General features: G+C 27.2%; 25 protein-coding genes. 12 read left to right on the top strand and 13 right to left on the bottom strand.

Annotated elements, in window-relative coordinates:
- Positions 1-16: 16 nt before the first annotated feature.
- The 3 genes from ACBT_RS05585 to ACBT_RS05575 are packed head-to-tail and all read right to left on the bottom strand — an operon-like array spanning position 17 to position 2,523.
- Complete coding sequence (locus ACBT_RS05585) at positions 17-946, bottom strand: DHH family phosphoesterase (RefSeq protein ID WP_024775312.1); 930 nt, start codon at positions 944-946, stop codon at positions 17-19.
- A 9-nt stretch (positions 947-955) separates the two neighbouring features.
- Positions 956-2,023, bottom strand: a complete 1,068-nt coding sequence (leuB, locus tag ACBT_RS05580) for a 3-isopropylmalate dehydrogenase (protein WP_024775311.1) — start codon at positions 2,021-2,023, stop codon at positions 956-958.
- The gene (locus tag ACBT_RS05575) at positions 2,020-2,523 is read right to left on the bottom strand and encodes a 3-isopropylmalate dehydratase small subunit (protein ID WP_024775310.1); all 504 of its coding nucleotides are present in this window, start codon (positions 2,521-2,523) and stop codon (positions 2,020-2,022) included. The genes leuB and ACBT_RS05575 overlap by 4 nt, the downstream gene beginning before the upstream one ends.
- Before the next feature lie 150 nt (positions 2,524-2,673).
- Between ACBT_RS05575 and rpoD the strand changes: the two genes are divergently transcribed.
- The gene (rpoD, locus tag ACBT_RS05570; protein WP_024775309.1) at positions 2,674-4,545 is read left to right on the top strand and encodes an RNA polymerase sigma factor RpoD; all 1,872 of its coding nucleotides are present in this window, start codon (positions 2,674-2,676) and stop codon (positions 4,543-4,545) included.
- Positions 4,546-4,553: 8 nt separating this feature from the next.
- Here rpoD and ACBT_RS05565 read toward each other — a convergent pair whose 3' ends face one another.
- Genes ACBT_RS05565 through hemL form a run of 4 tightly spaced genes read right to left on the bottom strand, consistent with a single transcriptional unit; the run spans position 4,554 to position 7,010 of the window.
- Complete coding sequence (locus tag ACBT_RS05565) at positions 4,554-5,102, bottom strand: hypothetical protein (RefSeq protein WP_024775308.1); 549 nt, start codon at positions 5,100-5,102, stop codon at positions 4,554-4,556.
- A complete protein-coding gene (locus ACBT_RS05560) occupies positions 5,086-5,397 on the bottom strand; it encodes an AtpZ/AtpI family protein (protein ID WP_024775307.1) in 312 nt (103 codons plus the stop codon). The genes ACBT_RS05565 and ACBT_RS05560 overlap by 17 nt, the downstream gene beginning before the upstream one ends.
- Before the next feature lie 5 nt (positions 5,398-5,402).
- The gene (ppnP, locus tag ACBT_RS05555) at positions 5,403-5,717 is read right to left on the bottom strand and encodes a pyrimidine/purine nucleoside phosphorylase (RefSeq protein ID WP_024775306.1); all 315 of its coding nucleotides are present in this window, start codon (positions 5,715-5,717) and stop codon (positions 5,403-5,405) included.
- Between the two features lie 9 nt (positions 5,718-5,726).
- Positions 5,727-7,010, bottom strand: coding sequence for a glutamate-1-semialdehyde 2,1-aminomutase (gene hemL / locus ACBT_RS05550; protein WP_024775305.1), 1,284 nt, complete (start codon positions 7,008-7,010; stop codon positions 5,727-5,729).
- Between the two features lie 241 nt (positions 7,011-7,251).
- Here hemL and ACBT_RS05545 point away from each other — a divergent pair, with 241 nt between their 5' ends.
- On the top strand, positions 7,252-7,902 hold the full coding sequence (locus tag ACBT_RS05545) for an energy transducer TonB (RefSeq protein ID WP_193210038.1): 651 nt from the start codon (positions 7,252-7,254) through the stop codon (positions 7,900-7,902).
- A gap of 11 nt (positions 7,903-7,913) precedes the next feature.
- On the opposite strand, the gene ACBT_RS05540 is transcribed toward ACBT_RS05545, so the two are convergent.
- A complete protein-coding gene (locus tag ACBT_RS05540) occupies positions 7,914-9,020 on the bottom strand; it encodes an FtsW/RodA/SpoVE family cell cycle protein (protein ID WP_024775303.1) in 1,107 nt (368 codons plus the stop codon).
- 19 nt (positions 9,021-9,039) lie between these two features.
- On the opposite strand from ACBT_RS05540, the gene ACBT_RS05535 reads away from it, so the two are divergent.
- The 7 genes from ACBT_RS05535 to ACBT_RS05505 are packed head-to-tail and all read left to right on the top strand — an operon-like array spanning position 9,040 to position 16,171.
- A complete protein-coding gene (locus ACBT_RS05535; protein WP_024775302.1) occupies positions 9,040-10,026 on the top strand; it encodes an RluA family pseudouridine synthase in 987 nt (328 codons plus the stop codon).
- A complete protein-coding gene (locus ACBT_RS05530) occupies positions 9,974-11,236 on the top strand; it encodes a fibronectin type III domain-containing protein (protein WP_024775301.1) in 1,263 nt (420 codons plus the stop codon). The genes ACBT_RS05535 and ACBT_RS05530 overlap by 53 nt, the downstream gene beginning before the upstream one ends.
- A gap of 18 nt (positions 11,237-11,254) precedes the next feature.
- Entirely contained in the window at positions 11,255-12,448 is a 1,194-nt protein-coding gene (trmB, locus tag ACBT_RS05525) for a tRNA (guanosine(46)-N7)-methyltransferase TrmB (RefSeq protein ID WP_024775300.1), read from the top strand.
- Entirely contained in the window at positions 12,445-13,107 is a 663-nt protein-coding gene (locus tag ACBT_RS05520) for a cell division ATP-binding protein FtsE (RefSeq protein WP_024775299.1), read from the top strand. The genes trmB and ACBT_RS05520 overlap by 4 nt, the downstream gene beginning before the upstream one ends.
- Complete coding sequence (locus ACBT_RS05515; protein ID WP_024775298.1) at positions 13,094-13,912, top strand: FtsX-like permease family protein; 819 nt, start codon at positions 13,094-13,096, stop codon at positions 13,910-13,912. Before ACBT_RS05520 ends, ACBT_RS05515 begins: the two co-directional genes overlap by 14 nt.
- Positions 13,905-15,230, top strand: coding sequence for a murein hydrolase activator EnvC family protein (locus tag ACBT_RS05510; RefSeq protein WP_024775297.1), 1,326 nt, complete (start codon positions 13,905-13,907; stop codon positions 15,228-15,230). Before ACBT_RS05515 ends, ACBT_RS05510 begins: the two co-directional genes overlap by 8 nt.
- The gene (locus tag ACBT_RS05505) at positions 15,227-16,171 is read left to right on the top strand and encodes a hypothetical protein (protein WP_024775296.1); all 945 of its coding nucleotides are present in this window, start codon (positions 15,227-15,229) and stop codon (positions 16,169-16,171) included. Before ACBT_RS05510 ends, ACBT_RS05505 begins: the two co-directional genes overlap by 4 nt.
- 1 nt (position 16,172) lies before the next feature.
- On the opposite strand, the gene ACBT_RS05500 is transcribed toward ACBT_RS05505, so the two are convergent.
- Entirely contained in the window at positions 16,173-16,766 is a 594-nt protein-coding gene (locus ACBT_RS05500; RefSeq protein ID WP_024775295.1) for a M48 family metallopeptidase, read from the bottom strand.
- Positions 16,767-16,848: 82 nt separating this feature from the next.
- Between ACBT_RS05500 and ACBT_RS05495 the strand changes: the two genes are divergently transcribed.
- Both ACBT_RS05495 and ACBT_RS05490 read left to right on the top strand, forming a co-directional pair.
- Positions 16,849-18,018, top strand: a complete 1,170-nt coding sequence (locus ACBT_RS05495; RefSeq protein WP_024775294.1) for a pyridoxal phosphate-dependent aminotransferase — start codon at positions 16,849-16,851, stop codon at positions 18,016-18,018.
- A 1-nt stretch (position 18,019) separates the two neighbouring features.
- The gene (locus ACBT_RS05490) at positions 18,020-18,904 is read left to right on the top strand and encodes a cation diffusion facilitator family transporter (protein ID WP_024775293.1); all 885 of its coding nucleotides are present in this window, start codon (positions 18,020-18,022) and stop codon (positions 18,902-18,904) included.
- 170 nt (positions 18,905-19,074) lie between these two features.
- Here the strand turns inward: ACBT_RS05490 and ACBT_RS05485 are convergent, their stop codons facing one another.
- Positions 19,075-21,651: a bifunctional aconitate hydratase 2/2-methylisocitrate dehydratase gene (locus ACBT_RS05485; protein ID WP_024775292.1), complete on the bottom strand. Its 2,577-nt coding sequence runs from the start codon at positions 21,649-21,651 to the stop codon at positions 19,075-19,077.
- A 296-nt stretch (positions 21,652-21,947) separates the two neighbouring features.
- Between ACBT_RS05485 and ACBT_RS05480 the strand changes: the two genes are divergently transcribed.
- Positions 21,948-22,709, top strand: a complete 762-nt coding sequence (locus ACBT_RS05480; RefSeq protein ID WP_024775291.1) for a M48 family metallopeptidase — start codon at positions 21,948-21,950, stop codon at positions 22,707-22,709.
- A gap of 10 nt (positions 22,710-22,719) precedes the next feature.
- On the opposite strand, the gene ACBT_RS05475 is transcribed toward ACBT_RS05480, so the two are convergent.
- Genes ACBT_RS05475 through ACBT_RS05465 form a run of 3 tightly spaced genes read right to left on the bottom strand, consistent with a single transcriptional unit; the run spans position 22,720 to position 26,087 of the window.
- Complete coding sequence (locus ACBT_RS05475) at positions 22,720-23,943, bottom strand: sensor domain-containing diguanylate cyclase (RefSeq protein WP_024775290.1); 1,224 nt, start codon at positions 23,941-23,943, stop codon at positions 22,720-22,722.
- Positions 23,940-24,455, bottom strand: a complete 516-nt coding sequence (locus tag ACBT_RS05470; protein ID WP_024775289.1) for a Rab family GTPase — start codon at positions 24,453-24,455, stop codon at positions 23,940-23,942. Before ACBT_RS05470 ends, ACBT_RS05475 begins: the two co-directional genes overlap by 4 nt.
- 6 nt (positions 24,456-24,461) lie before the next feature.
- Positions 24,462-26,087: a BON domain-containing protein gene (locus ACBT_RS05465; RefSeq protein ID WP_024775288.1), complete on the bottom strand. Its 1,626-nt coding sequence runs from the start codon at positions 26,085-26,087 to the stop codon at positions 24,462-24,464.
- Positions 26,088-26,094 lie beyond the last annotated feature (7 nt).

The following is a 26,094-nucleotide window of genomic DNA, read 5'->3' as shown; positions in this document are numbered from 1 at the left end:
TTTTTTATATTAAAATTTATCCATCTTGATTTATTTTAGTAATTAACTCTTCCAAAACTCTAGAAAAATCTTGTGTATCAATTTGACAACCACCTGCAGCTGTATGACCACCACCATTATATTTAAGCATCAATTCACCAACATTTGTATTTGATGTTTTATTAATAATTGATTTTCCAGTACTAAATACAACATTTTGTTTATCTTTTCCCCAAACAACATGAATAGATATATTTTGTTCAGGAAATAAAGCATAAACTAAAAATCTATTACCAGGATATATAATCTCTTCATCTTTATAATTTATTATGAGAAGATTTTTTTGAATTCTAGTGCATCTTAAAAGTTGTTCTTTAAACTCTTTAGAATACTTATTATATAAGTCTATTCGCTCTTTTACGTCAGGTAACTCTAAAATTTCTTCTATGCTAAGTTTTACACAATGATCAATTAAATCCATCATTAAAGCATAATTAGAAATTCTAAATTCTCTAAATCTTCCAAGTCCTGTTCTAGAGTCCATTAAAAAACTAAGTAATGCCCAACCTTTTGGATTTAAAATATCATCAATTGTAAAATCAGCACTATCAGCCTTATTTGCCCCATACATCATATCTTTGAAAAAAGAAGGAAAAACTTCATCCCCTCCATAATAATCATAAACAACTTGAGCTGCACTTGGAGCATTTGGATCAATTATATGATTTTCATATTTCTCATTTCTGATAGTTTCAGAAAAATGGTGATCAAAAGCTAGATATACTCCACTTACGTAAGGAAGATTTGTTGTAATATCATTTTGTGTTATTGTTATTTTTCCGTCTTGCATATCTTTTGGATGTACAAAACTAATGTCATCAATGATATTCAAATATTTTAGCAAAGTACCACATACAAGTCCATCCATATCACTTCTAGTAACTAATCTATACTTTTTTTCACTCATTTTTATACCTTATTTATTGATATACTCAACTATTTTATCACCCATGGCAACACAATTTAATACTTCTTTTGCATCAAATGCTGCTAAATCTTTTGTTCTATATCCATCTTTTAATGCATCTTTTATTGCTTGTTCTATTAAATCTGATGCTTTCTCTTCATTTAGTGTATATTTTAGCATCATAGCAGCACTTAAAATAGTTGCTATTGGATTTGCAATTCCTAGTCCTGCAATATCAGGAGCTGATCCATGTATTGGTTCATATATTGCAGTTTTATCACCTGTTGAAGCTGAAGGAAGTAATCCAATTGAACCAACAACCATTGAAGCTGTATCAGAAAGAATATCACCAAAGATATTTCCTGTAACAATAACATCAAATTGTTTTGGATTTCTTACAAGTTGCATAGCAGCATTATCTACATACATATGACTTAATTCAACATCAGGGTAATCTTTAGATAATTCATTCATTGTATCTCTCCAAAGTTGAGACACTTCAAGAACATTTGCTTTATCTACAGAGCAAACTCTTTTACTTCTTTTTCTTGCAAGTTCAAAAGCTGTTTTACCAATTCTTACAATTTCTGGTTTTGTATAAACCATTGTATTAAATGCTTTAAATCCATCATTTTCTCTTGGCTGTCCAAAGTAAATACCACCAATAAGTTCTCTTACAACCATAATATCACAGCCTTTGATAACTTCTGGTTTTAAAGTTGAAGCATTAACTAATTCATCATAAACAATAGCTGGTCTTAAATTTGCGTAAACACCCATTTTTTCTCTGAATTTTAAAAGTCCAGTTTCTGGTCTTAATTCTCTTGGAAGTGTATCCCATTTCTCTCCACCGATTGCTCCAAATAAACATGCATCAGAGTTTAAAACACCTTCAACTGTTTCATCTGGAAGTGGAACACCTGTTGTATCAATAGCAATACCACCCATTAGATATTCTTTATAGCTAAGTGTAAAATCACATTTTTTAGCAACAGCATTAAGTACTTTTATTGCCTCATCAACTATCTCAGGACCTATCCCATCACCTTTTATTATTGATATATTATAGTTTCTCATTGGTTAGCCTTTTTCATTTCATCTTTTGCATAATTTATTAATCCACCACTAGCAATTAATTCTTGCATGAAAGGAGGAATTGCTATAAATTTATAAGTTTTATTTGTAGTGTTATTTGTAATTTCTCCATTATCTAAATCAATACTAATTTCTTCACCTTCTTTAATCTCTAAAGATTCAGGAAGTTCAAAAATAGGAAGTCCCATATTGAAAGCATTTCTATAGAAAATTCTTGCAAAACTTGGAGCAACAACAGCCGCAATTCCAGCTGCTTTCAAAGCTATTGGAGCATGTTCTCTACTACTTCCGCATCCAAAATTTTCACCAGCAACTATAATATCACCTTTTTTTAATTTTTTTGGAAAATCAGGATCTGCATCTTCCATAACATATTTTGCTAAGTGGTCTGGATCTGAACTATTTAAATATCTTGCAGCAATAATAACATCTGTATCAATATTAGCTCCAAAATTCCAAACTTTACCTGTAATTTTACTCATATTCTATCCTTAATATTTTTTAGACAATAATTAAGGGATGATTTTATCTAATAATTTAGTAAACTTTGTTTAAATAAAGTATTTTAAACTCTTATTTAAACTATTTGGGTATAATATACCACTATTTAAAAAGGAGGATTTCCTAAATCAATGAGTACAAAAGATATAAATAAAGTAATTGAACAGCTTATAAAAGAGTATAAAGACTCAGTTCTAACATACGAAAAAATTATCAAGATTTTCCCAAAAGCACCAACAGGAGCTACTATTAAGAAAATTCTTGCGCTTGTTCAACTATATAATGTAACAGTTATTAGTTCTCAAGAACAAGCAAAGCTACTAAATGATGAAGAAGCTAAAAAAAGAAGAGAACAACGTGAAAAATTAATCGAAAGTGAAGACGATGAGTTTGACTTATTAAAAAATAAAGAACTTCTCGAGTGGTCAAGATCAGATTCACCTGTAAGAATGTATTTAAGAGAAATGGGACAAATTCCACTTTTAACAAAAGATGAAGAGATAGAGATATCAAAAAGAATTGAAACTGGTGAAGACATAATTCTTGATGCAATTTGTTATGTTCCTTATCTAATAGATTTCATTTTAGAGTATAGAGAACCCCTAGTTAATCGAGAGAGAAAAGTAAAAGAACTATTCAAGAACTTCGACGATGAAAATGAAGAAGAGGAAGAAGAAGATCTTGATGAATTTGAAGATGAAGAAGAATACGATGCAGAAGATGAAGAGAAAAAATTATCTGGTGCGAAACAAAAAAAACTAGATAAAAGAGCCCAAACTATTATTGAAGCATTTAAGAATTTAGAAAAAGCAAAAAAAGAGTGGTTAAAATTTCAAACAAAAGAGACAGCTAAATCTGATGATGAAACAGATTTAATGACTTTTAATCTTGCAACTGCATTTAAGAAAAAATTATTAAAAGAAGCTCTTTTAGATTTAGGACCAACTTCAAAACTTATTACAGAAATTGTAAAAGCTATGGAAACTTCATTAAAAAGTGAAGATGGATTTGAAGATGAATTAAAAAGATTAGAATATAGATTACCATTATTTAATGAAACTTTACAAAAAAATCATCAAAAGATTTTAGATAATATTGTAAATTTATCAAAAGCTCAAATAACTGCAATGGTTCCTGAGGCTACAATGGTTTCTACATATATGGAAATCAAAAAGCTTTTCCAAACAGCAGAAGCTTCAAAAGATGGATTTGACTTAACACCTGAAGAGTTAAAAGCCGTTTTAGAGCAAATAAAAAGAGGTAAACAAATAACTGATACTTCAAAAACTAGAATGGCTCAATCGAATTTAAGACTTGTTGTATCTATTGCAAAAAGATATACAAATAGAGGTCTTCCATTCCTTGATTTAATTCAAGAAGGAAATATTGGTCTTATGAAAGCTGTTGATAAATTTGAGTATAAAAAAGGTTACAAATTCTCAACTTATGCAACATGGTGGATTAGACAAGCGATAAGTAGAGCAATTGCTGACCAAGCTAGAACTATTAGAATACCAATTCATATGATTGAAACTATTAATAGAATTAATAAAATCATTAGAAAAGGTGTTCAAGAAAATGGTAAAGAGCCAGATGTAGAAGAAATTGCAAAAGAAGTTGGATTACCTGTTGATAAAGTAAAACAAGTTATCAAAATTACAAAAGAACCAGTTTCTCTTGAAGCTCCTATTGGAAGTGATGATGATGGTAAATTTGGAGATTTTGTACCAGATGAAAAAGCTCCAACACCAATTGATAACATCATGAAAGAAGATTTACAAGGTCAAATTGATCAAATTCTAGGTCAATTAAATGAAAGAGAACAAGCTGTTATTAGAATGAGATTTGGTCTAATGGATGATGCTAGTGATAGAACTCTTGAAGAAATTGGAAAAGAGCTTTCAGTTACAAGAGAAAGAGTTAGACAAATTGAATCAAGCGCTATTAAAAAATTAAAACACCCAAAAGTTGGGAAAAATCTTAAAAATTATGTAGAGAGTTAATCTCTCTACTATTTTCTTAAAACTTTAGTAAATAAAACTCCTATTGGTACGATACTAAGTCCAATGATAAATGCTAATGGTATAAGTAACTTATTGTTATTTAAAGCAAAAAAACCAAAAATTAAAAATCCATATCCCAAAACTCTATATATAGATACAAAACCGCCTGCACTAAAAAGCGTATTTTTTAAACTATTTTGTTTTACTCTTTTTTTCTCTTCAGTTATAATTTCTTTAATCTTTTCAGGTGTTAACTCAGATTCAGAAACTTCTTCATATTCACTATATAGGTCATATGGATCATCAATCTCATCAATTTTATCTCTTTCATCACTTGATACTTTAGTATTTTCTTCTGTATTTAACAATCTATTTTTGATATTTTTTCTATAAGATAAAAAAGATGCAATTGTTACAAATAATGAAGCAAAAAAAGCAACTTGAATATTTAGTAACCAAATAGAATTTTGGAAAATTATTGCGTAAACAGTTAAGCAAAGATTTAAAACTAAAAAAACCTTCGCAAAACTTAATATTTGACTATTTATCTTCATCATCGAAAGATTTATCACCATGTTTTGCCCTATATGAATATCTAGGGTCATCTTCCATTCCCTCATATACTTTTTGAGCTCTTTTATATGCTCTATAAACATTTAATCCAGCAGCAAAGACTCCCCAAAATATACCTAGCCACAAAGTCCAAGTATAACCTGTAAGATGTTTAAGTCCAAGCCCTATTCCAACTCCTATTACTATTGCAGCAACCATAGATATTCCAACAGATAAGCTATCTAAAGCTTCTATTTTATCTCTATGTTTTGGTTTTGTTTCTTCTATTTTTTCTTCCATAAAGCCTACTTTACATAAGAACAACAATAATCAGTTATTGCTTTTACTTTTATGTCAAAACTAGAATTTGCAGGAACAGAAAAACTACTACCAGAATTATATGCAACCCAGTTTTCTTCTCCTTTTAATCTAACTTCAACTGCACCAGCAATTATTTCCATAATTTCTGCTTCAGCTGTACCAAAAAGATACTCTCCTATCATCATAATCCCTAGAGATTTTTTACTTCCATCACTATCAATAAATGTTCTGCTAGTAACATTTCCATCAAAATAAATATTTGCTTTTTTTACCAATTCTACATTTTTAAAGCTTTGCATTTAAAACCCTTATTTTAAATTTTTCATTACAGTATCAGCATCTTTTATACATGCATCAATATCTTTATTTGTGATTTCTGTACAAATAAAACCTGCTTCATATTGGCTACAAGCAAAATAAAAACCTTTTTTTAACATTTCATGATGAAATATTGCAAATCTTTTAAAATCACAAAGTCCAACGTCTTTAAAATTTTTTGGCTCTTTTTCACAAAAGAAAAATCCAAACATGCTCCCTCTTGTATTTACTTGTAAAGGAATTCCATTTTTATATGCAACTTTTTTAAGTCCATCTACTAATCTTTTTGCTTTTTTACTTAACTCATCATAAATTTCTGGATTATCTTTTAGTTTTCTAAGACTCTCTAAACCAGCAGCCATAGCAACAGGATTTCCACTTAAAGTACCTGCTTGATAAATCTTTCCTTCAGGAGAAAGATGACTCATTATCTCTTTTGAAGCTGCAAAAGCACCAACAGGCATTCCAGCACCAATTACTTTTCCAAAAGTTAAAATATCAGCTTGAACATCTAAAATTCCACTTGCACCTTTTAAACTAGCTCTAAATCCACTCATAACTTCATCAAAAATTAGTAAAGCCCCATGTTTATCACAAAGTTTTCTACAAGCTTTTAAGAATTCATTTGTAGCTGGAACCAATCCCATATTTCCTGCTATTGGTTCAATAATAATACAAGCAATATCAGAACTTTGTTCAAAACATTTTTCTAATTGTTCGACGCTATTATATTCACACAAAAGAGTATGTTTTGTTAAATCAGCAGGAACTCCAGGACTACTTGGTGCACCAAAAGTTGCCATTCCTGAACCAGCTTGAACTAGCAAAGAATCAGAATGTCCATGATAACACCCTTCAAATTTAATAATATCATTTTTACCAGTAACACCTCTTGCAAGTCTAATAGCACTCATTGTAGCTTCAGTTCCTGAACTTACGAATCTTACTTTATCGATATTATCAAACATTTCAACAATTTCTTCTGCTAATTTTGTTTCAAGATTTGTTGGTGCTCCAAAACTCAAACCTTTTTTTGCTGTTTTAATAACAGCTTTTTCTATATCTTTATTGCAATGTCCAAAAATAAGTGGTCCCCAACTTTGTACAAAATCTAGATATTTATTTCCATCAATATCATATAAATATGCACCTTTTCCTTTTTTTATAAAAGGCGGTGTTCCACCTACACTTTTAAATGCTCTTACAGGAGAATCAACTCCACCTGGAATTACTTCACAAGCTTTTTCATAAGCTTTAATAGATTTTTCAAACATCTTTAATCCTATATTTTGTAATAAGTATAGATTTTACAATAATTTATATAAGCAAAAGATTATTTAAATTTTTAAGTAATTAAAATAGTATATTTTTAACTTTTTTTACTATAATTCGCGAATGAAAAAGATATTACTGGCTATACTAATTTCATTGTTATTACACTTAACATTTCTTTTTAATTATAAATCAAGTGATAAAAATCATAGCGAAGAAGAAAAAAAGGTTGAAAAAACAGATATGAAGTTTGTAAAATTAACTGAAATCAAAGAACAAAAAGTCTTAATTGAGAAACCTAAAGATACACCCCTACCTGAAAAAAAAGTAGAAAAAATTATTGAAAAACCTAAAGAAGTGAAAACTCCAAAAACAATAGATAAACCAAAAAACAATCCTGAAAAAATTGTAAAAAAAGAGATAAAAGAAGCTAAAGAGTTCCAAAATAAGGTTTTAAAAGAACAAGTTGTAGAAAACAAACCAACAATTCAAGATAAAACTTTAGAAAATTTTTTAAATCAAAAAGAACCAGTAAATAAAGAAATTTTAACGCAATTAGAAAAATTATACGGAAAAGAGTATCAAAATTTTACAACTGTTCAAAAAGCTTATTTAGAAAAAAATTTAAATAATTTTCAAGTAATTACACAAAGAGTTTTAAATCGTATGGGATATCCAAAACTTGCTGAAAAATTAAGAATTGGTGGAGTTAATATAGTGGAATTTATGTTTCATCCAGATGGAAGTATTAGTGGATTAAAAATTACTAGTTCATCTGGATATACAATATTAGATGATTACAGTTTAGAATTAATAGAAATAGCCTATAAAGATTATCCAAAACCAACAGAAAAAACAAAAATTAAATTTCAAATTTTCTATAGAATGTATTAATTATTTTAAAACTATCTATCATAACTACTATACATATCTAAATATCTAAATGCTATCAAATTTTCCAAAATAGCAAAAGTTATTATAAAGTTTATAAAGGAACTTCCCCCATAAGAGAAAAGTGGTAATGGAATTCCAACAACTGGAGCAAATCCAATAACCATTAAAATATTTACGCTCATGTTTAAAAATATTAACAATGCAAGTCCAGACGCAAATACTTTGACTACATAATCATCTTTAAAAAAATAATTTATGGATAAAAGATGTAAAATCAATAATGTATATAAAACTATTAACCCTATCGCACCTAAAAATCCATATCTTTCAACTAAATAAGCAAAAATAAAATCACTTGTTGAAATTGGCAAAAATTTCAATTGAGTTTGAGTTGCTTCATCACTTTCTTTTCCAGAAAATCCCCCTGAACCAATAGCAATAATTGATTGTTGAACATGATAGCTTGGCTTTTCAGCAACTATAAAATCATGTATTCTTTTCTTTTGATAATCTTTTATTCCATAGGTATAAATAAAAGGAGATGTAATACCTAAAACAATGATTATAAATGCCCAAATTTTCCAGTTTACACCAACTAAAAATAGTATTCCATAACCAACCAGTAATAAAACTAATGCTGTACCTAAATCAGGTTCTTTTGCTACTAGAATGAAAGGTAAAAGAATATAAAAAGAAAAATATATAAAATCTTTTACCCCATAACCTTTTTCTGGTGGTTGTCTAAGTTGAATCAAGTATCCCAACATTAAAATAAATATAGGTTTAATAAGTTCTGATGGCTGAATTGTGGTATTTATGAATGGTAACTCAATCCATCTTTTTGCACCTAATTTTACAACTCCAAAAAGCTCAACAGCCACCAACAAAGCAATTCCTATCCAATATAAAAAAGGAATAATTCTAAGTCTTCTCCTAATAGGTAGAAAAAACACAATAACAAATACAACTAATGAAAGTGAGTAATACATTAATTGTTTATTCGCTAGTGATTCGTTTGTTTCACTAATTAAATGGTATGATAAAGCTATCAAAGGTAAAACGAATATTATTAACAAAAAATCAAAGTGTGAAATAATTCTTTTATCTAGTAAACGCATAACAAAAGAGTATCATAATATGTATAAATATTTTATTGCAAAAAATGAAGAAAGACTTGATAAGTTTTTAGCATCAAATATAGATGCTTCAAGAAATCAAATAGAACAGCTAATTAAGAAAGAATTTGTAAAAGTTGATGAAAAAATAGTAAATAAAACTGGTTTAAAACTAAAAGAAAATCAAAAAGTTGAAGTATTTTTTCCTGAAACAAAATTTTCAAATGTTAAAGATGAAGAATTTATTAAAGATTCTTTAAAAGACAAGAATATTGAGATAATTTATGAAGATGAAGATATTTTAGTATTAAATAAACCATATAATTTAACTGTTCACGATGCACCAAGCGTAAAAGATGCAACTTTAGTAGATTGGCTAAAATTAAAAAAAATTTCACTTTCGACAATAAGTGGTGAAGAAAGACATGGAATAGTACATAGATTAGATAAAGGAACTAGTGGTCTTATAGTAATTGCAAAAACTAATGAAGCACATACTTCTTTAGCTAAACAGCTTGAAGATAAAAGCATGGGAAGATATTATTTAGCAATTACTGATATGCCGCTAAAAGATAACTTAATAATTGAAAGACCAATAGCAAGAAATCCTAATAATAGACTCAAAATGGATATTATTGAAAATGGAAGATATGCAAAATCAGCTTTTTTAAAAATTTCTTTAAGTGATAATGAGAAATATGAATTAGTATCTGCTAAACTTTTTACAGGGCGTACACATCAAATAAGAGTTCACTTGAACTCAATAAATAGGCATATTCTTGGAGATACTTTATATGGATTTAAGGGCGAATTAAATAAAATAAATAGATTTTTTTTACACGCTTATATCCTATATTTAACTCATCCAACAAAAAATATAAAGATGAGCTTTTGTGCAAATTTACCAGATGATATGAGTAATTTTTTAAAAACTAATTTTTCTAAGGATTTTTCAAATGAAAAGATTAATACAAGCAACATCATTAACAACTTTTCTTCTTTTATATAGTGGTTGTAGCAATGTTATTGATTCACTTTCAACAACAACGGCTCCAAAAGTAAATCAGTCTGCTCCTACTGTAAATTACTCTTCTATAAAATCTCTACCTGATATGACATCAATAGGTTTCGAATGGCAAAAATTAGATGATCCAAGAGTAGTTGGATACAATTTTTATAGAACAGAAATAAGCAAAGGTGAAAAAACTTTAAAACTAATATCAAAAATTGATAGTAGACATGCTACTCACTATGTAGATAAAGGTTTAGAACCAAAAACTAAATATGCTTACCAAATTTCATCTGTATTAAGTGATGGAACAGAATCACCAACAACGGAAGCATATATTGCAGAAACTCTTCCTAGAATAAAACCTGTTGCTTTTGCCCAAGCTGTGTCAAATCTTCCAAAAAAAGTAAAACTTCTTTGGGAACCACATCCAGATCAAAGAGTTAACTATTATAGAGTTGAAAAATATAACGATACTTTAAATGAATGGATATATTTAGCTACAGTTAATCAAAGATTATCTGCTGAATATCTAGATACTGGTCTTAGCAACTCTTCAAAGCATAAGTATAGAGTTAAAGCATTCACTTTTGATGATGTAGAATCAGCTCCTACAAAAGTATTAGAAGCTGTTACAAAACCTGCTCCAAAAAGTGTAACTGGGTTAAAAGCATCTAATAATATTCCTAAAAAAATATTTTTAACATGGAGTGCGTCACCAACAAACGATGTTGTACAATATGAAATACATAGAAGTAATTATGAATCTTTTGGTTATAAAAAGATAGAAACTGTAAATTCAAATGTTTTAGAATATACTGATGACTTAAAAGAAGATGGTTTAAAATATTATTATAAAATCATTGCTATTGATAAAGATGGTCTTGACAGCACTTCAGACTTAAAACCTGTTAAAGGTGAAAGTTTAGGAAAACCTACAAAACCAAACTTATCTCAAGCTTCTATTCAAGGAGGAGTTGCTGTTTTAAATTGGTCTAGTACTCCAAGAGCAGTTTCTTATACAGTAATTAAAAAAACAAAGCAAAACTTTTTTCAATATAAAACTACAAAATTTGAAAACATTTCAGGAACAAGTTTTCAAGATAGTGATATTGTAAGTGGTATTGATTATAAATACTCAATTCAAGCAATTGATGAATTTGGAATAGCTTCAGAATCTTCAAATGAAGTAAGTTTAGTTAGAAAATAAAAAGATATAAGAGAAATTATGCCCCATATAGTATTTGAAAAAAAAGATTTAATAAGTACACCATCTTCAAAAGATGGTGTAGATTTTCAGTTTATAGCACAATCATATGATTTTACAAAAAGTAATAGAAAAATAGAATATAGAGTTGCTACAAAATATAACAATAAAGAGTTTTTATTAACAATCAAACCAAAAGATGAAAATCTTATGATTAAATCTGATAAGGTTACTAGATTATCTCCTGTTAGTTTAATAAAAGATAGTCTAAATGCTTATGTTAAAGAAAACTCTTCTAGAATAATATTTTCAAATACAAATAGTTTTAAAGCGGAAAAAGAACAAAAACATAAATATTTAAAAGATATAAACTATTTTGTTGATGAATTTGAAACAAATAAAGAGATTCAAATTGAAATAGGATTTGGGAGTGGTAGACATTTATTACACCAAGCAAAATCGAATCCAAATATTCAATTTATTGGTCTTGAAATTCATTATCCATCAATAGAACAACTATTAAAACAACTTGAAATTCAAAATATTACAAATGTTTTGGTAATAAACTATGATGCAAGACTTTTTATGGAGTTTATTGAATCAAATAAAGTAGGAAAAATATTTGTTCATTTTCCTGTTCCTTGGGATAAAAAACCACATAGAAGAATATATTCAAATGAATTTATAAATGAAGCATTTAGAGTTTTAAAGGTTGGTGGAACATTAGAATTAAGAACTGATAGTAGAAATTATTTTGATTTTTGTCTAGAACTACTTACTAATTTACCAAAGGGGAAAATAAATATTGATATAAATAAAGATTTAGAAGTTAGTAGTAAATATGAAGATAGATGGAAAAAACAGGGAAAAAATATCTATGATTTAACACTAACTTCATTAAATGAAGACAAAGCTATAGATTTGTCATTTGATTTTTCTTTTGAAAATAGTATAAATTTAAAAGATATAATCTCAAAAATTCCAGAAAAAGCAATTATAGTTAATAACTATTTTGTACATATAGAAGAACTTTACACAATTTTGGGAAAAGAAAATTCAGGATTAATAAAAGTTACTATGGGAAATTTTGACCGTCCAATTACAAAATACATATTAATACAAGAAGGAAAAGCATCATATTACCAAGGGAATCCTCTTCCTACAAGTTCAAATATAGATGCTCATAAAAATTTAAAAGAGATTTTATTTAAATGATCGAAGCAACAAATATCTATTTAACTTATGATGACAATAAATATATTATTAAAAAAGGAAATTTTTCTATAAAACCAAAAGAGTTTATCTTTATTGGTGGAAATTCAGGAAGTGGTAAATCTACTCTTCTTAAATCTTTTTATGGAGAAATTCCTATAAAACATGGCAATTTAAAAATTGCAGGACAAGAAGTTTTTGGAATTGGTGGAAAAAAGTTAAGACTTCTTAGAAAAAACATAGGAATTATATTTCAAGATTACAAACTTGTAAATGAATTTACAATTGAAGAAAATATTATGATTCCTCTAAAAATAAATGGTTATTCTAATGAGGTATCAAAAGAGCAAGCAAACAAACTATTAGCTCACGTAAGACTTAGTCATAGAGCTGGATATTATCCAAATGAATTAAGTGGGGGAGAACAACAAAGAGTTGCTGTGGCTCGTGCGTTAGCTCACAATCCAAAAATTATTATTGCAGATGAGCCTACAGGGAATCTTGACGATTATTCTGCAGATTTAGTATGGAATCTATTAAAAGGTGCAAATGAACAACTGGGTATTACAGTTGTAGTTGTAACTCACAGAGTTCCTCGAAATTTGGGTATAAAATTCAGACAATTATCAATTGATGATGGGATTATTTATGAAGTCTCTTAAAAATATTTTTGCATTTTTAATACCGTTATTATCAATGTTAATTGCATTTGCTATATATTTATTAATAAACAATGTAGTTGCTAGTTATCAAAGTAAAATATCAAAAGATTATTCAATTGTTGTAGTGTCTACTTCTGTTTTAAGTAAAGAAGAGATGCCAAAACTTGCTGGTATTAATATAGATACAATTCAAGCTTTATCAAATGATAAAATAATTGACAATATAAAAACAAATCTTTCTGAAAATTCTATAGAACTTTTAAAGCAAAAATTGCCAAATTTTTATCAAATCAATCTAGAAATTTTTCCTACAAGTAGTGAATTAGAAGACATAAAAACAACTCTTTTAAAAAATCCGAATATAAAAAAAGTAGAAGTATTTTATAAAAATCATAACCAAATATATCTTCTCTTACTTTTATTAAATAGTGTATCTTTTATTCTATTTTTTATAATTGCTATTTTTGCAATTATAATTATTGCTAAACAAATAAAATTATGGTTTCATGAACATCACATTAGAATATCAATTTTAAGACTTCATGGTGCATCTATAATATATAGTGCAACTTCTATTTTAAATTATGCAATGCTAAGTGCTTTATTATCTTTTATTATAAGTTCAATTTTTTTATACTATGTTTCATACAATATAGAAGTGTTATTTCCTCAAGAGTTACAAGATATTGTTGATATACAAATTAATTTAGGGTATGAAATACTTAAACTGTTTTTATTATCTTTTTGTATATCTATTTTTACCATTTTTGGTGTTTTACTAAAGTATAAAATTAACAATGATTAAGATAATTATAATTTTATTATTAAGTTTTTGTTTTACTGAAGCTTCAAGTATTGATAAGAAAATACAACAAAATAAAAAACAATTAGATAGTACTAAACAAGAAGAAGAAAATAAAAGTTTAAAAATAAAAGAACTTGCAGACAAAATTGAATCTCAAAATGAAAATATATCAAAATTAGAAAAAGATATTAAAGAGGTAAATAGCGATATTGAAGAACATCAAAAATTACTTGAAGAATCAAAAAATAAGCTAACAGAATTAAAATCAAAATCAAATAAATTAATTCAAGAAAAAACTTCAAGTGAAAGTCAAATAGTTGACACTATTGTAGAAGAATTTTCAATTTCAATAGCTTTAAAATTAGCTTCTGAGAATTCTCTTCAAGAATTGGTTGATAATGAAATATATACTCTTTTAGCACAACATTCTAAAGATAAAGTTACAAAAATAAACAATAATTATAATTCAATTACGAATGATTCTACTACAAATCAAAAAGATATTGAAAAAATATCTTCGTACATAAATGATAGGCAAAAAACAAAAGATAAATTAACAAACTTGAAAAAACAACACTCTAACTCATTAACTGATTTAGAAAAACAACATAAAGCATACCAAGAAGAGTTAAACAAAGTTGTTAAGAATCAAGAAAGTATTAAAAATCTACTATCTCAACTAAATATTTTAAAACAAGAAGAGATTAAAAAAGCAGAAGAAAAAGCTCTTGCAAAAGCAGAAGAAGATAAAAAAAGAAAACTTGAAGCATTAATGAACAATAAAAAATCTTCAGAAGAAAGTAGTATAACAGAAGAAGATGAATCACAAGTTCAAACATCTGATACTAGAAATCAAAAATTTGCAAAAAATTTAAATTTAGATGTAAAAAAAATTGGTTCATCAACAGATGGAGTTACTATCACAAAATATAAAGGTGAAAAGACTATTGCACCTTTAAAATCATTTAAAATTGTAAAAAATTTTGGTACATATTATGATCCAGTTTATAAAATCAAGTTATTTAATGAATCAATTGTTTTAAAAAGCACAGAACCAGAATCAAAAGTTGTATCAGTTCTTAGTGGTAAAGTTGTTTATGCAAAGAAAAATGCTGGGATGCTTGATAATGTAGTAATAATTCAGCATGAAGGGGGAATACATACTATCTATTCACATTTAGATGATATTGCGCCTACTTTAGTAGTTGGAAAATGGGTCCAAAAAGGTTCTGTTGTAGGAAGAGTAAATGAAACTTTATCTTTTCAAGTTACAAAAGATTCTGCACATATAGATCCTAAAGATTTATTCAAAATATGATTTTAAAAAAAATTATTATTAAAGATCAGAAAGAACTTTTTAGACATAAAAACTATCTTTTATCTCTTGATTTAGAATTTGATAGTTTAAAAAAAGAGTATTCAAACAGTAGCCATTTAGATTATAACGTTGAACTTGAATTAGTTGATTTTTTAAAAAATCATGAATTCAAATATAGTTTTGAAAATGAAGAGATTAAAGATTCTAAGAAAATTATTTTAGTTTCTTATAAAACTATCTATATTGATGAAAATACAATTTTTATTAATGAAAGAAAAAGTGATAAAAAGTTATATTTTTTAAATAAAAATGATAACAATATTTTAATAATAGATTTAAAAAATGAAATTTTTAAATCATACAAAATTCCTAATAAAAATGAAAAAATAGAAAAGTTAAGTATTCAAGTTCTTGAAATCTTAGCATCAAATGAAGATGATTTCAAAGAGCTATTTACAATATTCTCTATTTTAGAAAACCAAAATAGTCAAGATTTACTATTTTTAGAAAAATTAAAAAAATTTAAATATTTTTGTATTGCAAAAATAAAAGATTTACAACGAGATATGTTTTTATGTAACTGTGTTCCAGGATTTTTCCCTGAAACAAATTTTTATATAAAAGGCGATAGAGTTTTCTCCGATTACACAAATTTCTTTTTACCATTTGATTTAGAAATTAAGATTTGGAAATATTTATACAACAATAGAGAGCTAATTGGTTTCTATAAAGAACCAACTCTCTATGAATTATTTATTGGAAGAAAAATTTATACTTTAAATGAATACTCAGAAAAAGTAAAAAGATTAATAGTGAATGCAGAATTCAATCAAAAAAATAATATTCAAATAACTCTTTCAAATGGTGTCACAACTCAAAAAATTTCAAAAGAGTTCACAAAAGAGGAACTTTTAAAAAGAGTAATTGAAGCAAGAGATTAATTTAAAGAAGTGATTTAAAATTTTTTTCTATAATTTTATAATTCGGACAAAATTTTTGAACTAAATTCCAGAAATCTTTTGAATGATTTTTATGCTTTATATGAGCTAATTCATGAACAACAATATACTCCATAATATACATTGGATATTTCATAAGTAAAATATTAAAATTCAACTCATTTTTATAATTACAAGATCCCCAAGTTCTTTTATTTTTTCTGTATGAAATCTTTGTAGGATATAATTGCATAATATTTGAATATTTTTCTACTAATAGGGGAATTATTTTTTGAATTTCATTTTTATAAAAATTATCTAAATTTTTTATTTTAAAATTTTTCAATTCTTTTTTTTCACCTAAATATAAAAAGAATCCTTCCTCAATTGTTTTATTTTCAACTCTTTTTATATTTTCTAAAATCCACTCTTTTTTTCTATTAATTAAATCTTTTGCATCATAAATTGTAAAATATTTATTTGCTTTTATTTGCAATAAATCTTTAGATAGGATTCTCAAATAACAGTGTTTTATATGCTTTTTATTTTGTAATTCAACACTTATTACATTTTCATTTAAACTAATTTGAAAATTCAAAAAAAACCTTTAAGTAAATTTTAGATAAAATCCGCACGATTATACCATAAGTGTAATGATAATTTAATTGAGGATAACTATTATGAAAATTGCAGATAGAATGGAGAAACTAGCTCCTTCACTTACTTTATCTATAACAGCTTTAGCAAATGATTTAAAAGCTCAAGGTAAAGATATTCTAAGTTTTAGTGCAGGTGAACCTGATTTTGATACGCCACAAGTTGTAAAAGATGCAGCTATTAAAGCAATTAATGAAGGAAAAACTAAATACACAGCTGTTGAAGGTATTAAGCAAACTAAGCAAGCAATTATCAATAAGTTAAAGAAAGACCACAATTTAGATTATAAGTTAGATGGTATTGTAATAAGTAATGGAGCAAAACATTCACTATTCAATTTAGCGCAAGCATTAATTGATGAAGGTGATGAAGTAATTATCCCAAGTCCATATTGGGTTACTTATCCAGAATTAGTTGTTTATAGTGGAGGAATTCCTGTATTTATTGAAACGGATGAACATACAGATTTTAAAATTACTGCGAAACAATTAAAAGAAGCAATCACTCCTAAAACAAAAATATTAATGTTAAACTCTCCTTCTAATCCAACTGGCTCAGTTTATTCAAAAGAAGAGTTATTAGAATTAGCAGAAGTTTTAAAAGGAACTAATATCATCGTTTTATCTGATGAAATGTATGAAAAACTAATCTACAAAGGTAAAAAATTTACTGCTACTGCTGAAGTTTCAGAAGATATGTATAATAGAACTGTAACTATAAATGGTCTTAGTAAATCTGTTGCAATGACTGGTTGGAGATTTGGATATGTTGCATGTCCAGATGCAAAATTAGCAAAAGCTATGTCAAAACTTCAAGGTCAAGTTACTTCAAATGTAAACTCTATGACTCAGTATGCAGCTATTGTAGCTCTAGAGGGTGATGCTGATAAAGATATCGAAATGATGAGAATCGAATTTGAAAAAAGAAAAGATTATGCAGTAAAAGCGATAAACGATATTGAAAAATTATCATGTTTTGATCCAGATGGTGCTTTTTATTTGTTCATCAACATTAAAAAGTTTTCAAATGACTCTATGAAATTCTGTGCTGATTTACTAGAAAGTAAAGGAGTAGCACTTGTTCCTGGCCTTGCTTTCGGAATGGAAGGATATGTTAGACTATCTTTTGCCACAAGCATGGAAAATATTAAAGATGGAATAAACAGAATTAAAGATTTTGTAGAAAATAATTAATATGTCTCCTCAAAAAAAAGCAACCGTTGTATCTTCTACCGTTGCAGCAATTCTTACTATTATAAAATTAGCAGTAGGGCTATTTAGTGGCTCTGTTGCTGTTTTAGCCTCTGCCATTGATTCAATTTTAGATATGTTTGTATCAATTTTCAACTATTTTGCTATTTCAAAATCAGAGAAACCAGCTGATAAAACTTTTAACTATGGTAAAGGAAAGATTGAAGCTTTAGCATCTGTAATTGAAGGAACAATTATTTCAATGTCAGGGCTTTTTTTATTATATCAAGCATTTTCAAAATATAAAAATGGAGAAGTATCAAGCTACCTAGAAATTTCAATTTATGTAATGATATCTTCTTTAGTAATTACAATTGGACTTGTTTTATACTTAAACTACATAGCTAAAAAAACTCATAGCATGGTAATAAAAGCTGATGCTCTTCATTACAAAACAGATGTTTTCAGTAGTATTGCAGTTTTATTGTCACTTTTATTAGTGTCTTTAACAGGATATGAACTTTTCGATGTAATAATTGGTAGTTTAATAGCCTTATATATCATCTATTCAGCTTATAATTTAATTCATAGTGGAATCATGGTATTACTTGATAGAGCGTTGGATGAAGAAATGGTAATAAATATTATTTCAATATTTATGAGTCATAAAGATGTTCATAGTTTTCATCATCTAAAAACTAGAGAAGCTGCAAATAAGATTTTTGTAGAAGCTCATTTAGTTTTTTCGGATACATCAATATCTTTAGTAAAAGCACATAAAATTAGTGATTTAATTGAAGATGAAATAGAAAAATTAAATGACAAAAAAGAGTGGCATATTACAATACATTTAGATCCTTATGACGATTCAAAAGTTCAAAATGAATAAGTTTTAATACTTTTTATTTTGAATAACCTCTTCAAATAAACAATCCACATTATTATTTTATATATTTATAAAACATAATTAATATACATCGACTAATAATAGAAAACTTTACAAATAAAAAAGCCCAAGATTAAAAATCTTGGGCTTCAAATTCTTTTAATATATAGAAATTATCTAGAAGTTAAAAGAGTTGTTAAGTGGTCTGCAGTTACTTGATGGAAGTTTAAGTATTTATAAACGTTATCTTTGTTACTTGCATTTATTTTCTTAGCAACTATATCTAAGTATTCTTGAACAGTTGGAATTCTTCCTAAAAGTGCAGCAACAGCAGCAACTTCAGCTGATCCTAAATAAACTTTAGAGTTTTTACCAAGTCTATTATCAAAGTTTCTAGTACTTGTAGAGAATACTGTTGAACCTTCACCAACTTGTGCTTGGTTACCCATACATAATGAACAACCTGGAATTTCAATTCTAGCACCAGCAGCAGCAAATGCAGCATAGTATCCCTCTTCTGTTAATTGAGCTTCATCCATTTTTGTAGGAGGGGCAACCCATAGTTTTGCTTTAGCAACACCCTCACCTTTTAATACTTCTCCTAAAGCTCTGAATAATCCAATATTTGTCATACAAGAACCTACGAATACTTCATCAATATTTTTTGGTCTGTTATCATCAGCTAAGATTTCAGATAAAGTAGCAACATCATCTGGATCATTTGGACAAGCTAAAATTGGTTCTTTAATTTCATCTAAGTTAATTTCAATTGTAGCTAAATACTCAGCATCTGCATCTGGCTCTAATAATTGAGGGTTTTTAATCCACTCTTTCATTTTATCAGCTCTTCTTTGTAAAGTTTTTTTATCTTCGTAACCTTCTTCAATCATTTTTTCAATTAATGCAATATTTGAAGATAAGTACTCAATAATTGGTTCTTTGTTTAATTGAACAGAACAAGCTGCTGCAGATCTTTCAGCAGATGCATCTGATAATTCGAATGCTTGCTCAACTTTTAAATCTGGTAAACCTTGGATTTCAATAATTGTTCCAGCAAAAATATTCTTTTTATTTTTCTTAGGAACTGTTAATAATCCTTGTTTAATTGCATAATATGGAATTGCATTTACTAAATCTCTTAAAGTAATACCTGGTTGCATTTTACCTGTAAATTTAACTAAAACAGATTCTGGCATAGTTAAAGGCATCATACCTGTAACACCTGCGAATGCAATAAGTCCTGATCCAGCTGGGAATGAAATACCAATTGGGAATCTTGTATGTGAATCTCCACCTGTTCCTACTGTATCTGGTAAACATAATCTATTTAACCATGAGTGAATAACACCGTCACCTGGCTTAAGTGTAACTCCACCTCTTGAATTAATGAAATCTGGTAAAGTATGTCTTAATTTAATATCTGCTGGTTTTGGATAAGCAGCTGTATGACAAAATGATTGCATAACCATGTCAGCACCAAAAGATAATGCAGCAAGTTCTTTAATCTCATCTCTTGTCATTGGTCCAGTTGTATCTTGTGATCCTACAGTTGTAGCGATTGGCTCAACATACATTCCTGGTTTAACACCCTCAACACCACAAGCTTTTCCAACCATTTTTTGTGCTTGAGTATAACCTTTACCATTATTAGTTGGTTGTTCAGGAGCAATAAATGCAGTTGAAGCTGATAATTTTAATGCTTCTCTAGCTTTTGCAGTTAAACCTTTTCCAATAATTAATGGAATTCTTCCACCTGCTCTCATCTCATCAGTTAAAGTATTTGGACTTAATTTAAATGTAGATACAACTTTTCCATCTTTTAAGATTTCACCAGCATATGGTTTTAATGTAATAACATCTCCTGTTTCAATACTATCAACATTTGCTTCAATTGGTAAACATCCTGAATCTTCTGCAGTGTTAAAGAAAATTGGAGCAATAATAGAACCAATTACAACTCCACCTGTTCTTTTATTTGGAACACCTGGAATATCTCTTCCCATATGCCATTGTACAGAGTTAATTCCTGATTTTCTTGAACTTCCTGTTCCAACAACATCACCAACATATGCTAAAGGATGACCTTTTGCTTTTAACTCAACCATTTTTTCTAAAGGTTTTTCCATTCTTGATTGTAACATCGCAGTTGCGTGTAATGGAATATCAGCTCTTGTAAATGCAACAGTTGCAGGAGATAAATCATCTGTATTTGTTTCACCTGGAATTTTGTAAACTGTTAAAGTAATCTCTTCTTCTAATGCTGGTTTATTTGTAAACCACTCAGCATTTGCCCATGATTCAATAACTTCTTTAGCTTTTGCATTTCCTGCATCCATTAAAGATTTTACATCATTAAATGAGTTATAAACTAAGATTGTATTTTTTAACTCTTTAGCTGCTGCATCAGCAACTTCAGCTATTTTAAGTGCTTCAACAAGTGGTGGTACATTGTATCCTCCCATCATTGTTCCTAAAATTTCAATAGCTTCAACTTTTGAAATTACAGAACATGCAACTTTACCTTGAACGATATCATTTAAAAAAGCAGCTTTTACATAAGCAGCATCATCAACACCTGGATTGATTTTATTTTTAAATAAATTTAATGCAAATTCTGCATCTTCAACTTTACTAGCTTTTAAAAGCTCTACTAATTCAGCAGTTTGAGCAGCTGTAAGTGCAAGACCTGGTAATCCACCCTCATTCGCTCTTTGTGCTTCATGTGCTTTATAATCTTGTAATAAACTCATTTTTTCTCCTATTAAATTTAAGAATTTGGGCAAATTATATCACAAACAGTTTAATTATCTTGTACAGTTTCTGTAAAGATTTGTACAAGTTTATATTTTGTAAATAAAAGTTACATATTGCAACTAATAATGTTTTTTAATAAAATATGAAGAAAATATTTTATGATTATATTCAAATAATGTACAATAGTTGTACATTGTTATAGATTTTAGTTCATAACTTTTTTTTATAAAATTAAGAATTTACTTATGATAAGTAGATTAATATAACGTAAATTATTACTATAAGGGAAAATATGATTAGCTCAAAACAAATTATTTTATCAATATCTACTATTTTTATTTTAACTAGTTGTACAAGTAAATCTCCATATACAAACAGATCTCAAATGATATTTGTTTCATCTTCAGAAGAGATGGCTCTAGGCGAGAAATCTTATAAAGAAGCTTTAAATGAAGCAAAAGTTATAAATAATACAAAAGATTCTCAAAGAATAAAAATAATTGGTCAAAAAATTGCTCAAGTTTCACAAAAAAATGATTTTAAGTGGGAGTTTAATCTAGTTGAAGATGATCAGGCAAATGCTTTTTGTCTTCCTGGAGGAAAAGTTGTTGTTTACACAGGAATTTTAAAATATGCAAAAAATGATGATCAATTAGCAACTGTAATTTCTCATGAAATTGCACATGCACTTGCAAGACATGGCGCTGAAAGAATGAGTCAGAATATGGTTCAGCAAGGGGTAGGAATGATTGGAAACATAGTTGTTGGAGCAACTGCCCCACAATATCAAAATGCTTTCAATATGGCATATGGTGCAGGTTCAAATTTAGGTGTTATGCTTCCTTATGGAAGATTACAAGAAAGTGAAGCAGATGAAATTGGAATTTACCTAATGTACAATGCAGGTTATAATATAAGTGAAGCTATTAAATTTTGGGAAAATATGAATGAAGGAAAATCGGACAGAAGTGATTTCTTTTCAACACACCCTAGTTCAGATACAAGAATTAGTGATATTCAAAAAATTATAAACAAAATCAATAAAGATAAATAAACAAAAAGGATTAAATACTTTTTTGTTTATATAAATACATATTTTTGTCAGCTTTATCAAGAAGTTTTTCAACGTTGTCACCATCATATGGATATAAACTAATCCCTAAACTAAAAGAAAAATCAATAATTATACTCGAGCTATAAAGCAGTGGCATCTTACTTGAAACACTTTTAATTCTAGAGATAGTTTTTTCTAAATAGTCTATAGATTCAATGTTTTCAAGTAATATGACAAACTCATCTCCACCTAATCTAGCAACTGTATCATTTTCTCTTAAAACATTAGTTAAAATATCTCCTACATGCTTTAAAAGCATATCTCCTACATGATGACCAAAGTTATCATTTACATCTTTAAACTTATTTAAATCAATAAAACATAATGCAAAAAGAGAGTCATTTTCTTTAGATTTTTTTATATTTTCCTCAATCTTTTTCATTAAATATAATCTATTAGGAAGATTTGTTAGAGTATCATGATTAACTGCATATTCCAACTCTGATTCAATTTTCTTAAGATATGTAATGTCTTGACAAATTATTATTCTAGAAGAATCTTCATTACTTAAAGGAATAACATCCGCATGAAAAAAAACTTCAGTATTGTCAAATTTATTAGCTCTAAAAATACTATTTATACTGTTCAAATTAGATTTATTTTCCCTTGAATGAAAAAAATCTGAAAAATGTTTTCCTAATAAATCTAATTCATCTAAAGCAAAAAAATTGGTACAAGCATGGTTAACTTCTTTTATTATTCCAAATTTATCAATTCTAAAACTTATTAACTTCTTATTTATAGCATTGTAATAATCTTCATCTTTTTCTTTTAAAAGATGCTTTCTTAAATTATCTTGATTTATTTTTTGTATAGTTTGAAGATAACTAATTGAACTATGAAGCTGTTTTGAAAACATGGCAATAAAGTATCTTTCATTTTCAATATTACAAATTTCAATATTTACATCATAAAATATATCATTCCTTGAAATCATAGAAATATGTAAATAATTTCGTTTAAAATTATATACTTCATTTAAAGAATCTTCTGCCCCTACAAATTCATAAAAAACTTCTCTAATATCCATATTTTTAACAATTTCTACATTTTTCTCTACAAACATACTCATATTCATTGTAAAATCAAAAATTTTTAAATCTTTATTAAAGATAATATAAGAAATATTATATTTATTACAAACTATTGGTAAAACTAAATCTTTATCAATCATTGTAAGCTACTTTTTATTACTTGAGAGTTTAAAACTTCAAAAATCTCATTAACTGAGATATTATCTTTTGCAGAAGTCTTAAAAATATCAATTATATTTGAAGATAAATTTTTATACTTATAAATATCTATATCATCGTGCTCCATATCACTTTTGTTAAAAGCTATAAATATTGGTGAATTTACAGCTATTTTTTGACATACTTCTATATGTTCAGTTATTGAATTAATACTTTCAATTCTTGTTATATCAGCAACAATAATAAATGCCTTTGAACCATTTAGATGATGACTAAATATAGGTTTAAATTCTGTTCTTCCCTCTATATCCCAAATCATAATTGTTGTTTCATATATTTTATTATCTATATCTGTTTTTAATATTTTTTTAGAGATAGTTACCCCTATACTACTTTTATAATCTTCACTAAAACTATTATTTACAAATCTTCTAATAAGACTTGTTTTACCAGTACCAAAATCACCTACTAATACTATTTTATAACTAAACATGAAAACCTACTTTTTCCATTTAAATATTACTTTTCGACCCTGTTCTGGATATTCACTTTCATCTATATCTTTAGGAATTTCATTTCTTCCTATATCTACTAACTTTTGAGTAACGTTTCCTTTTAATTTCAAATATTTCATTACAGCTTTTGCTCTTTCATGAACCAAAGTTTCATTTCTTTCTTGAGTTCCTGTAAAATCTCTAAAAGCATAAATTTCTAAAACTAAATCATCATCTAATTTATGAAGTAAATTTATAATATTTATAAGCTTATATTCCTGATTTGTCAAAATCTCAGCTGAATTTTGATCAAAATGTATAGATTCATCTATATTTGGAGGTACAATTTTTATATCAAAATTGATTTTTTCAAGTCCTTCAACTAAAGAAAATTGATTTTCAACATATTTTCTTTCTGCCCTACTAATAACTGATCCAAAAATTTTTAAATTTGGATAATCATAATTATACTCTATTTTATTACCATCTTTTTGGTTTAGTGCCATTCTTAAATAAGTTATTTTGTCATAAATGTCTTTTGGTGTATTTAAATTTACAACTTGAACATTATTTTTTATACTTTTTACCTCTTCTAATTCTTTTAAATCATTAAATGCCATATCTTTATAAATTGCATTTGGAACAACTCCATTTACAAAAATATTTTTATTTTCAACAGTAACTTCTAACCTATAAATAGTTAAAGATGAATTTTTAAAAAGAATTTCATTGGCTTTTTTTTCTAAATTTCTATCAATAATATAACTATAAGAAAAATATGAAATAACTAATAATAAAACTACAGGAAAAATATATATTATAGGATGGATTTTTTCATTTTTTTCTATGAATTCTTTATGGCTTAATAGAGGTAGTAGCATATTGTTAAATTCATCAATAGGTAAACTTTCAAGATCCCCATTAAAATCTCTTATTTTACTTCCATATTGCGAAACAATCAAAGATAATATATCTTCAATTTTTCTGTAAGTATCGTTTGAAACAACTCCATCAATAATAGCAGCCAAATAACAACTAGTACTACTTTCTATAACTATTTTACTTCCACCATAGTCAATAATATTTAGTTCTTTATTTTCTTCATTTTTATCTACCCAATCATTTACAAAGCTTCTTATTGCCGTAAGCATAGATGCAACCATTTCTGGTTCATTAATTTTACTATTCTCATTTTGTAAAGTAGTCAATACAATACCACTATTTTTTTCAATTAAAAAAATTGTTTTTATATAAGCTTTTGTACTTTCTTTAATTAAAAGTTCTGTTTCACTTATACCTTGTACTTTTGCTCTAATTTTTCTACTTATCACTTTAAAAGACAATTTATTTCTGATTTTATTATTAATAGAATTAATCATATCCTCAAATGTTCTTGAGACATATTTCGTAATCATATTTCCAATAATAGGATATAAGCTATCAACAACATCATCTCTTGATGATTTAATATTATCTTTTATTGCCGTTGTAACAACTGGTGATATAATATTTTTTATATGTTCACTACTATTAAATTCCGATTCCAACTTATTAAAATTGCTTTTTAATTCATCAAAATCTTCAAGCTCATTTTTTAATAAGAGCTCTTTCAATTTTTGTAGTTCATTCATTTTTTAA

The organism is Aliarcobacter cibarius (assembly GCF_013372265.1).
Taxonomy (GTDB): Bacteria; Campylobacterota; Campylobacteria; order Campylobacterales; family Arcobacteraceae; genus Aliarcobacter; species Aliarcobacter cibarius.
Note: the sequence above shows the minus strand (reverse complement) of the source record. Positions and strands in the feature narration are given on the sequence as shown.

What these genes read in the sequence shown, in the direction of transcription:
- ACBT_RS05575 (WP_024775310.1), bottom strand. Translation starts at nt 2,523, where the DNA reads ATGAGTAAAATTACAGGTAAAGTTTGGAATTTTGGAGCTAATATTGAT.
- ACBT_RS05540 (WP_024775303.1), bottom strand. Translation starts at nt 9,020, where the DNA reads ATGCGTTTACTAGATAAAAGAATTATTTCACACTTTGATTTTTTGTTA.
- ACBT_RS05515 (WP_024775298.1), top strand. Translation starts at nt 13,094, where the DNA reads ATGAAGTCTCTTAAAAATATTTTTGCATTTTTAATACCGTTATTATCA.
- ACBT_RS05495 (WP_024775294.1), top strand. Translation starts at nt 16,849, where the DNA reads ATGAAAATTGCAGATAGAATGGAGAAACTAGCTCCTTCACTTACTTTA.
- ACBT_RS05530 (WP_024775301.1), top strand. Translation starts at nt 9,974, where the DNA reads ATGAAAAGATTAATACAAGCAACATCATTAACAACTTTTCTTCTTTTA.
- ACBT_RS05585 (WP_024775312.1), bottom strand. Translation starts at nt 946, where the DNA reads ATGAGTGAAAAAAAGTATAGATTAGTTACTAGAAGTGATATGGATGGA.
- ACBT_RS05505 (WP_024775296.1), top strand. Translation starts at nt 15,227, where the DNA reads ATGATTTTAAAAAAAATTATTATTAAAGATCAGAAAGAACTTTTTAGA.
- ACBT_RS05520 (WP_024775299.1), top strand. Translation starts at nt 12,445, where the DNA reads ATGATCGAAGCAACAAATATCTATTTAACTTATGATGACAATAAATAT.
- ACBT_RS05470 (WP_024775289.1), bottom strand. Translation starts at nt 24,455, where the DNA reads ATGTTTAGTTATAAAATAGTATTAGTAGGTGATTTTGGTACTGGTAAA.
- ACBT_RS05510 (WP_024775297.1), top strand. Translation starts at nt 13,905, where the DNA reads ATGATTAAGATAATTATAATTTTATTATTAAGTTTTTGTTTTACTGAA.
- ACBT_RS05565 (WP_024775308.1), bottom strand. Translation starts at nt 5,102, where the DNA reads ATGATGAAGATAAATAGTCAAATATTAAGTTTTGCGAAGGTTTTTTTA.
- hemL (WP_024775305.1), bottom strand. Translation starts at nt 7,010, where the DNA reads ATGTTTGAAAAATCTATTAAAGCTTATGAAAAAGCTTGTGAAGTAATT.
- rpoD (WP_024775309.1), top strand. Translation starts at nt 2,674, where the DNA reads ATGAGTACAAAAGATATAAATAAAGTAATTGAACAGCTTATAAAAGAG.
- leuB (WP_024775311.1), bottom strand. Translation starts at nt 2,023, where the DNA reads ATGAGAAACTATAATATATCAATAATAAAAGGTGATGGGATAGGTCCT.
- ppnP (WP_024775306.1), bottom strand. Translation starts at nt 5,717, where the DNA reads ATGCAAAGCTTTAAAAATGTAGAATTGGTAAAAAAAGCAAATATTTAT.
- ACBT_RS05545 (WP_193210038.1), top strand. Translation starts at nt 7,252, where the DNA reads ATGAAGTTTGTAAAATTAACTGAAATCAAAGAACAAAAAGTCTTAATT.
- ACBT_RS05475 (WP_024775290.1), bottom strand. Translation starts at nt 23,943, where the DNA reads ATGATTGATAAAGATTTAGTTTTACCAATAGTTTGTAATAAATATAAT.
- ACBT_RS05560 (WP_024775307.1), bottom strand. Translation starts at nt 5,397, where the DNA reads ATGGAAGAAAAAATAGAAGAAACAAAACCAAAACATAGAGATAAAATA.
- ACBT_RS05480 (WP_024775291.1), top strand. Translation starts at nt 21,948, where the DNA reads ATGATTAGCTCAAAACAAATTATTTTATCAATATCTACTATTTTTATT.
- ACBT_RS05535 (WP_024775302.1), top strand. Translation starts at nt 9,040, where the DNA reads ATGTATAAATATTTTATTGCAAAAAATGAAGAAAGACTTGATAAGTTT.
- trmB (WP_024775300.1), top strand. Translation starts at nt 11,255, where the DNA reads ATGCCCCATATAGTATTTGAAAAAAAAGATTTAATAAGTACACCATCT.
- ACBT_RS05485 (WP_024775292.1), bottom strand. Translation starts at nt 21,651, where the DNA reads ATGAGTTTATTACAAGATTATAAAGCACATGAAGCACAAAGAGCGAAT.
- ACBT_RS05490 (WP_024775293.1), top strand. Translation starts at nt 18,020, where the DNA reads ATGTCTCCTCAAAAAAAAGCAACCGTTGTATCTTCTACCGTTGCAGCA.
- ACBT_RS05465 (WP_024775288.1), bottom strand. Translation starts at nt 26,087, where the DNA reads ATGAATGAACTACAAAAATTGAAAGAGCTCTTATTAAAAAATGAGCTT.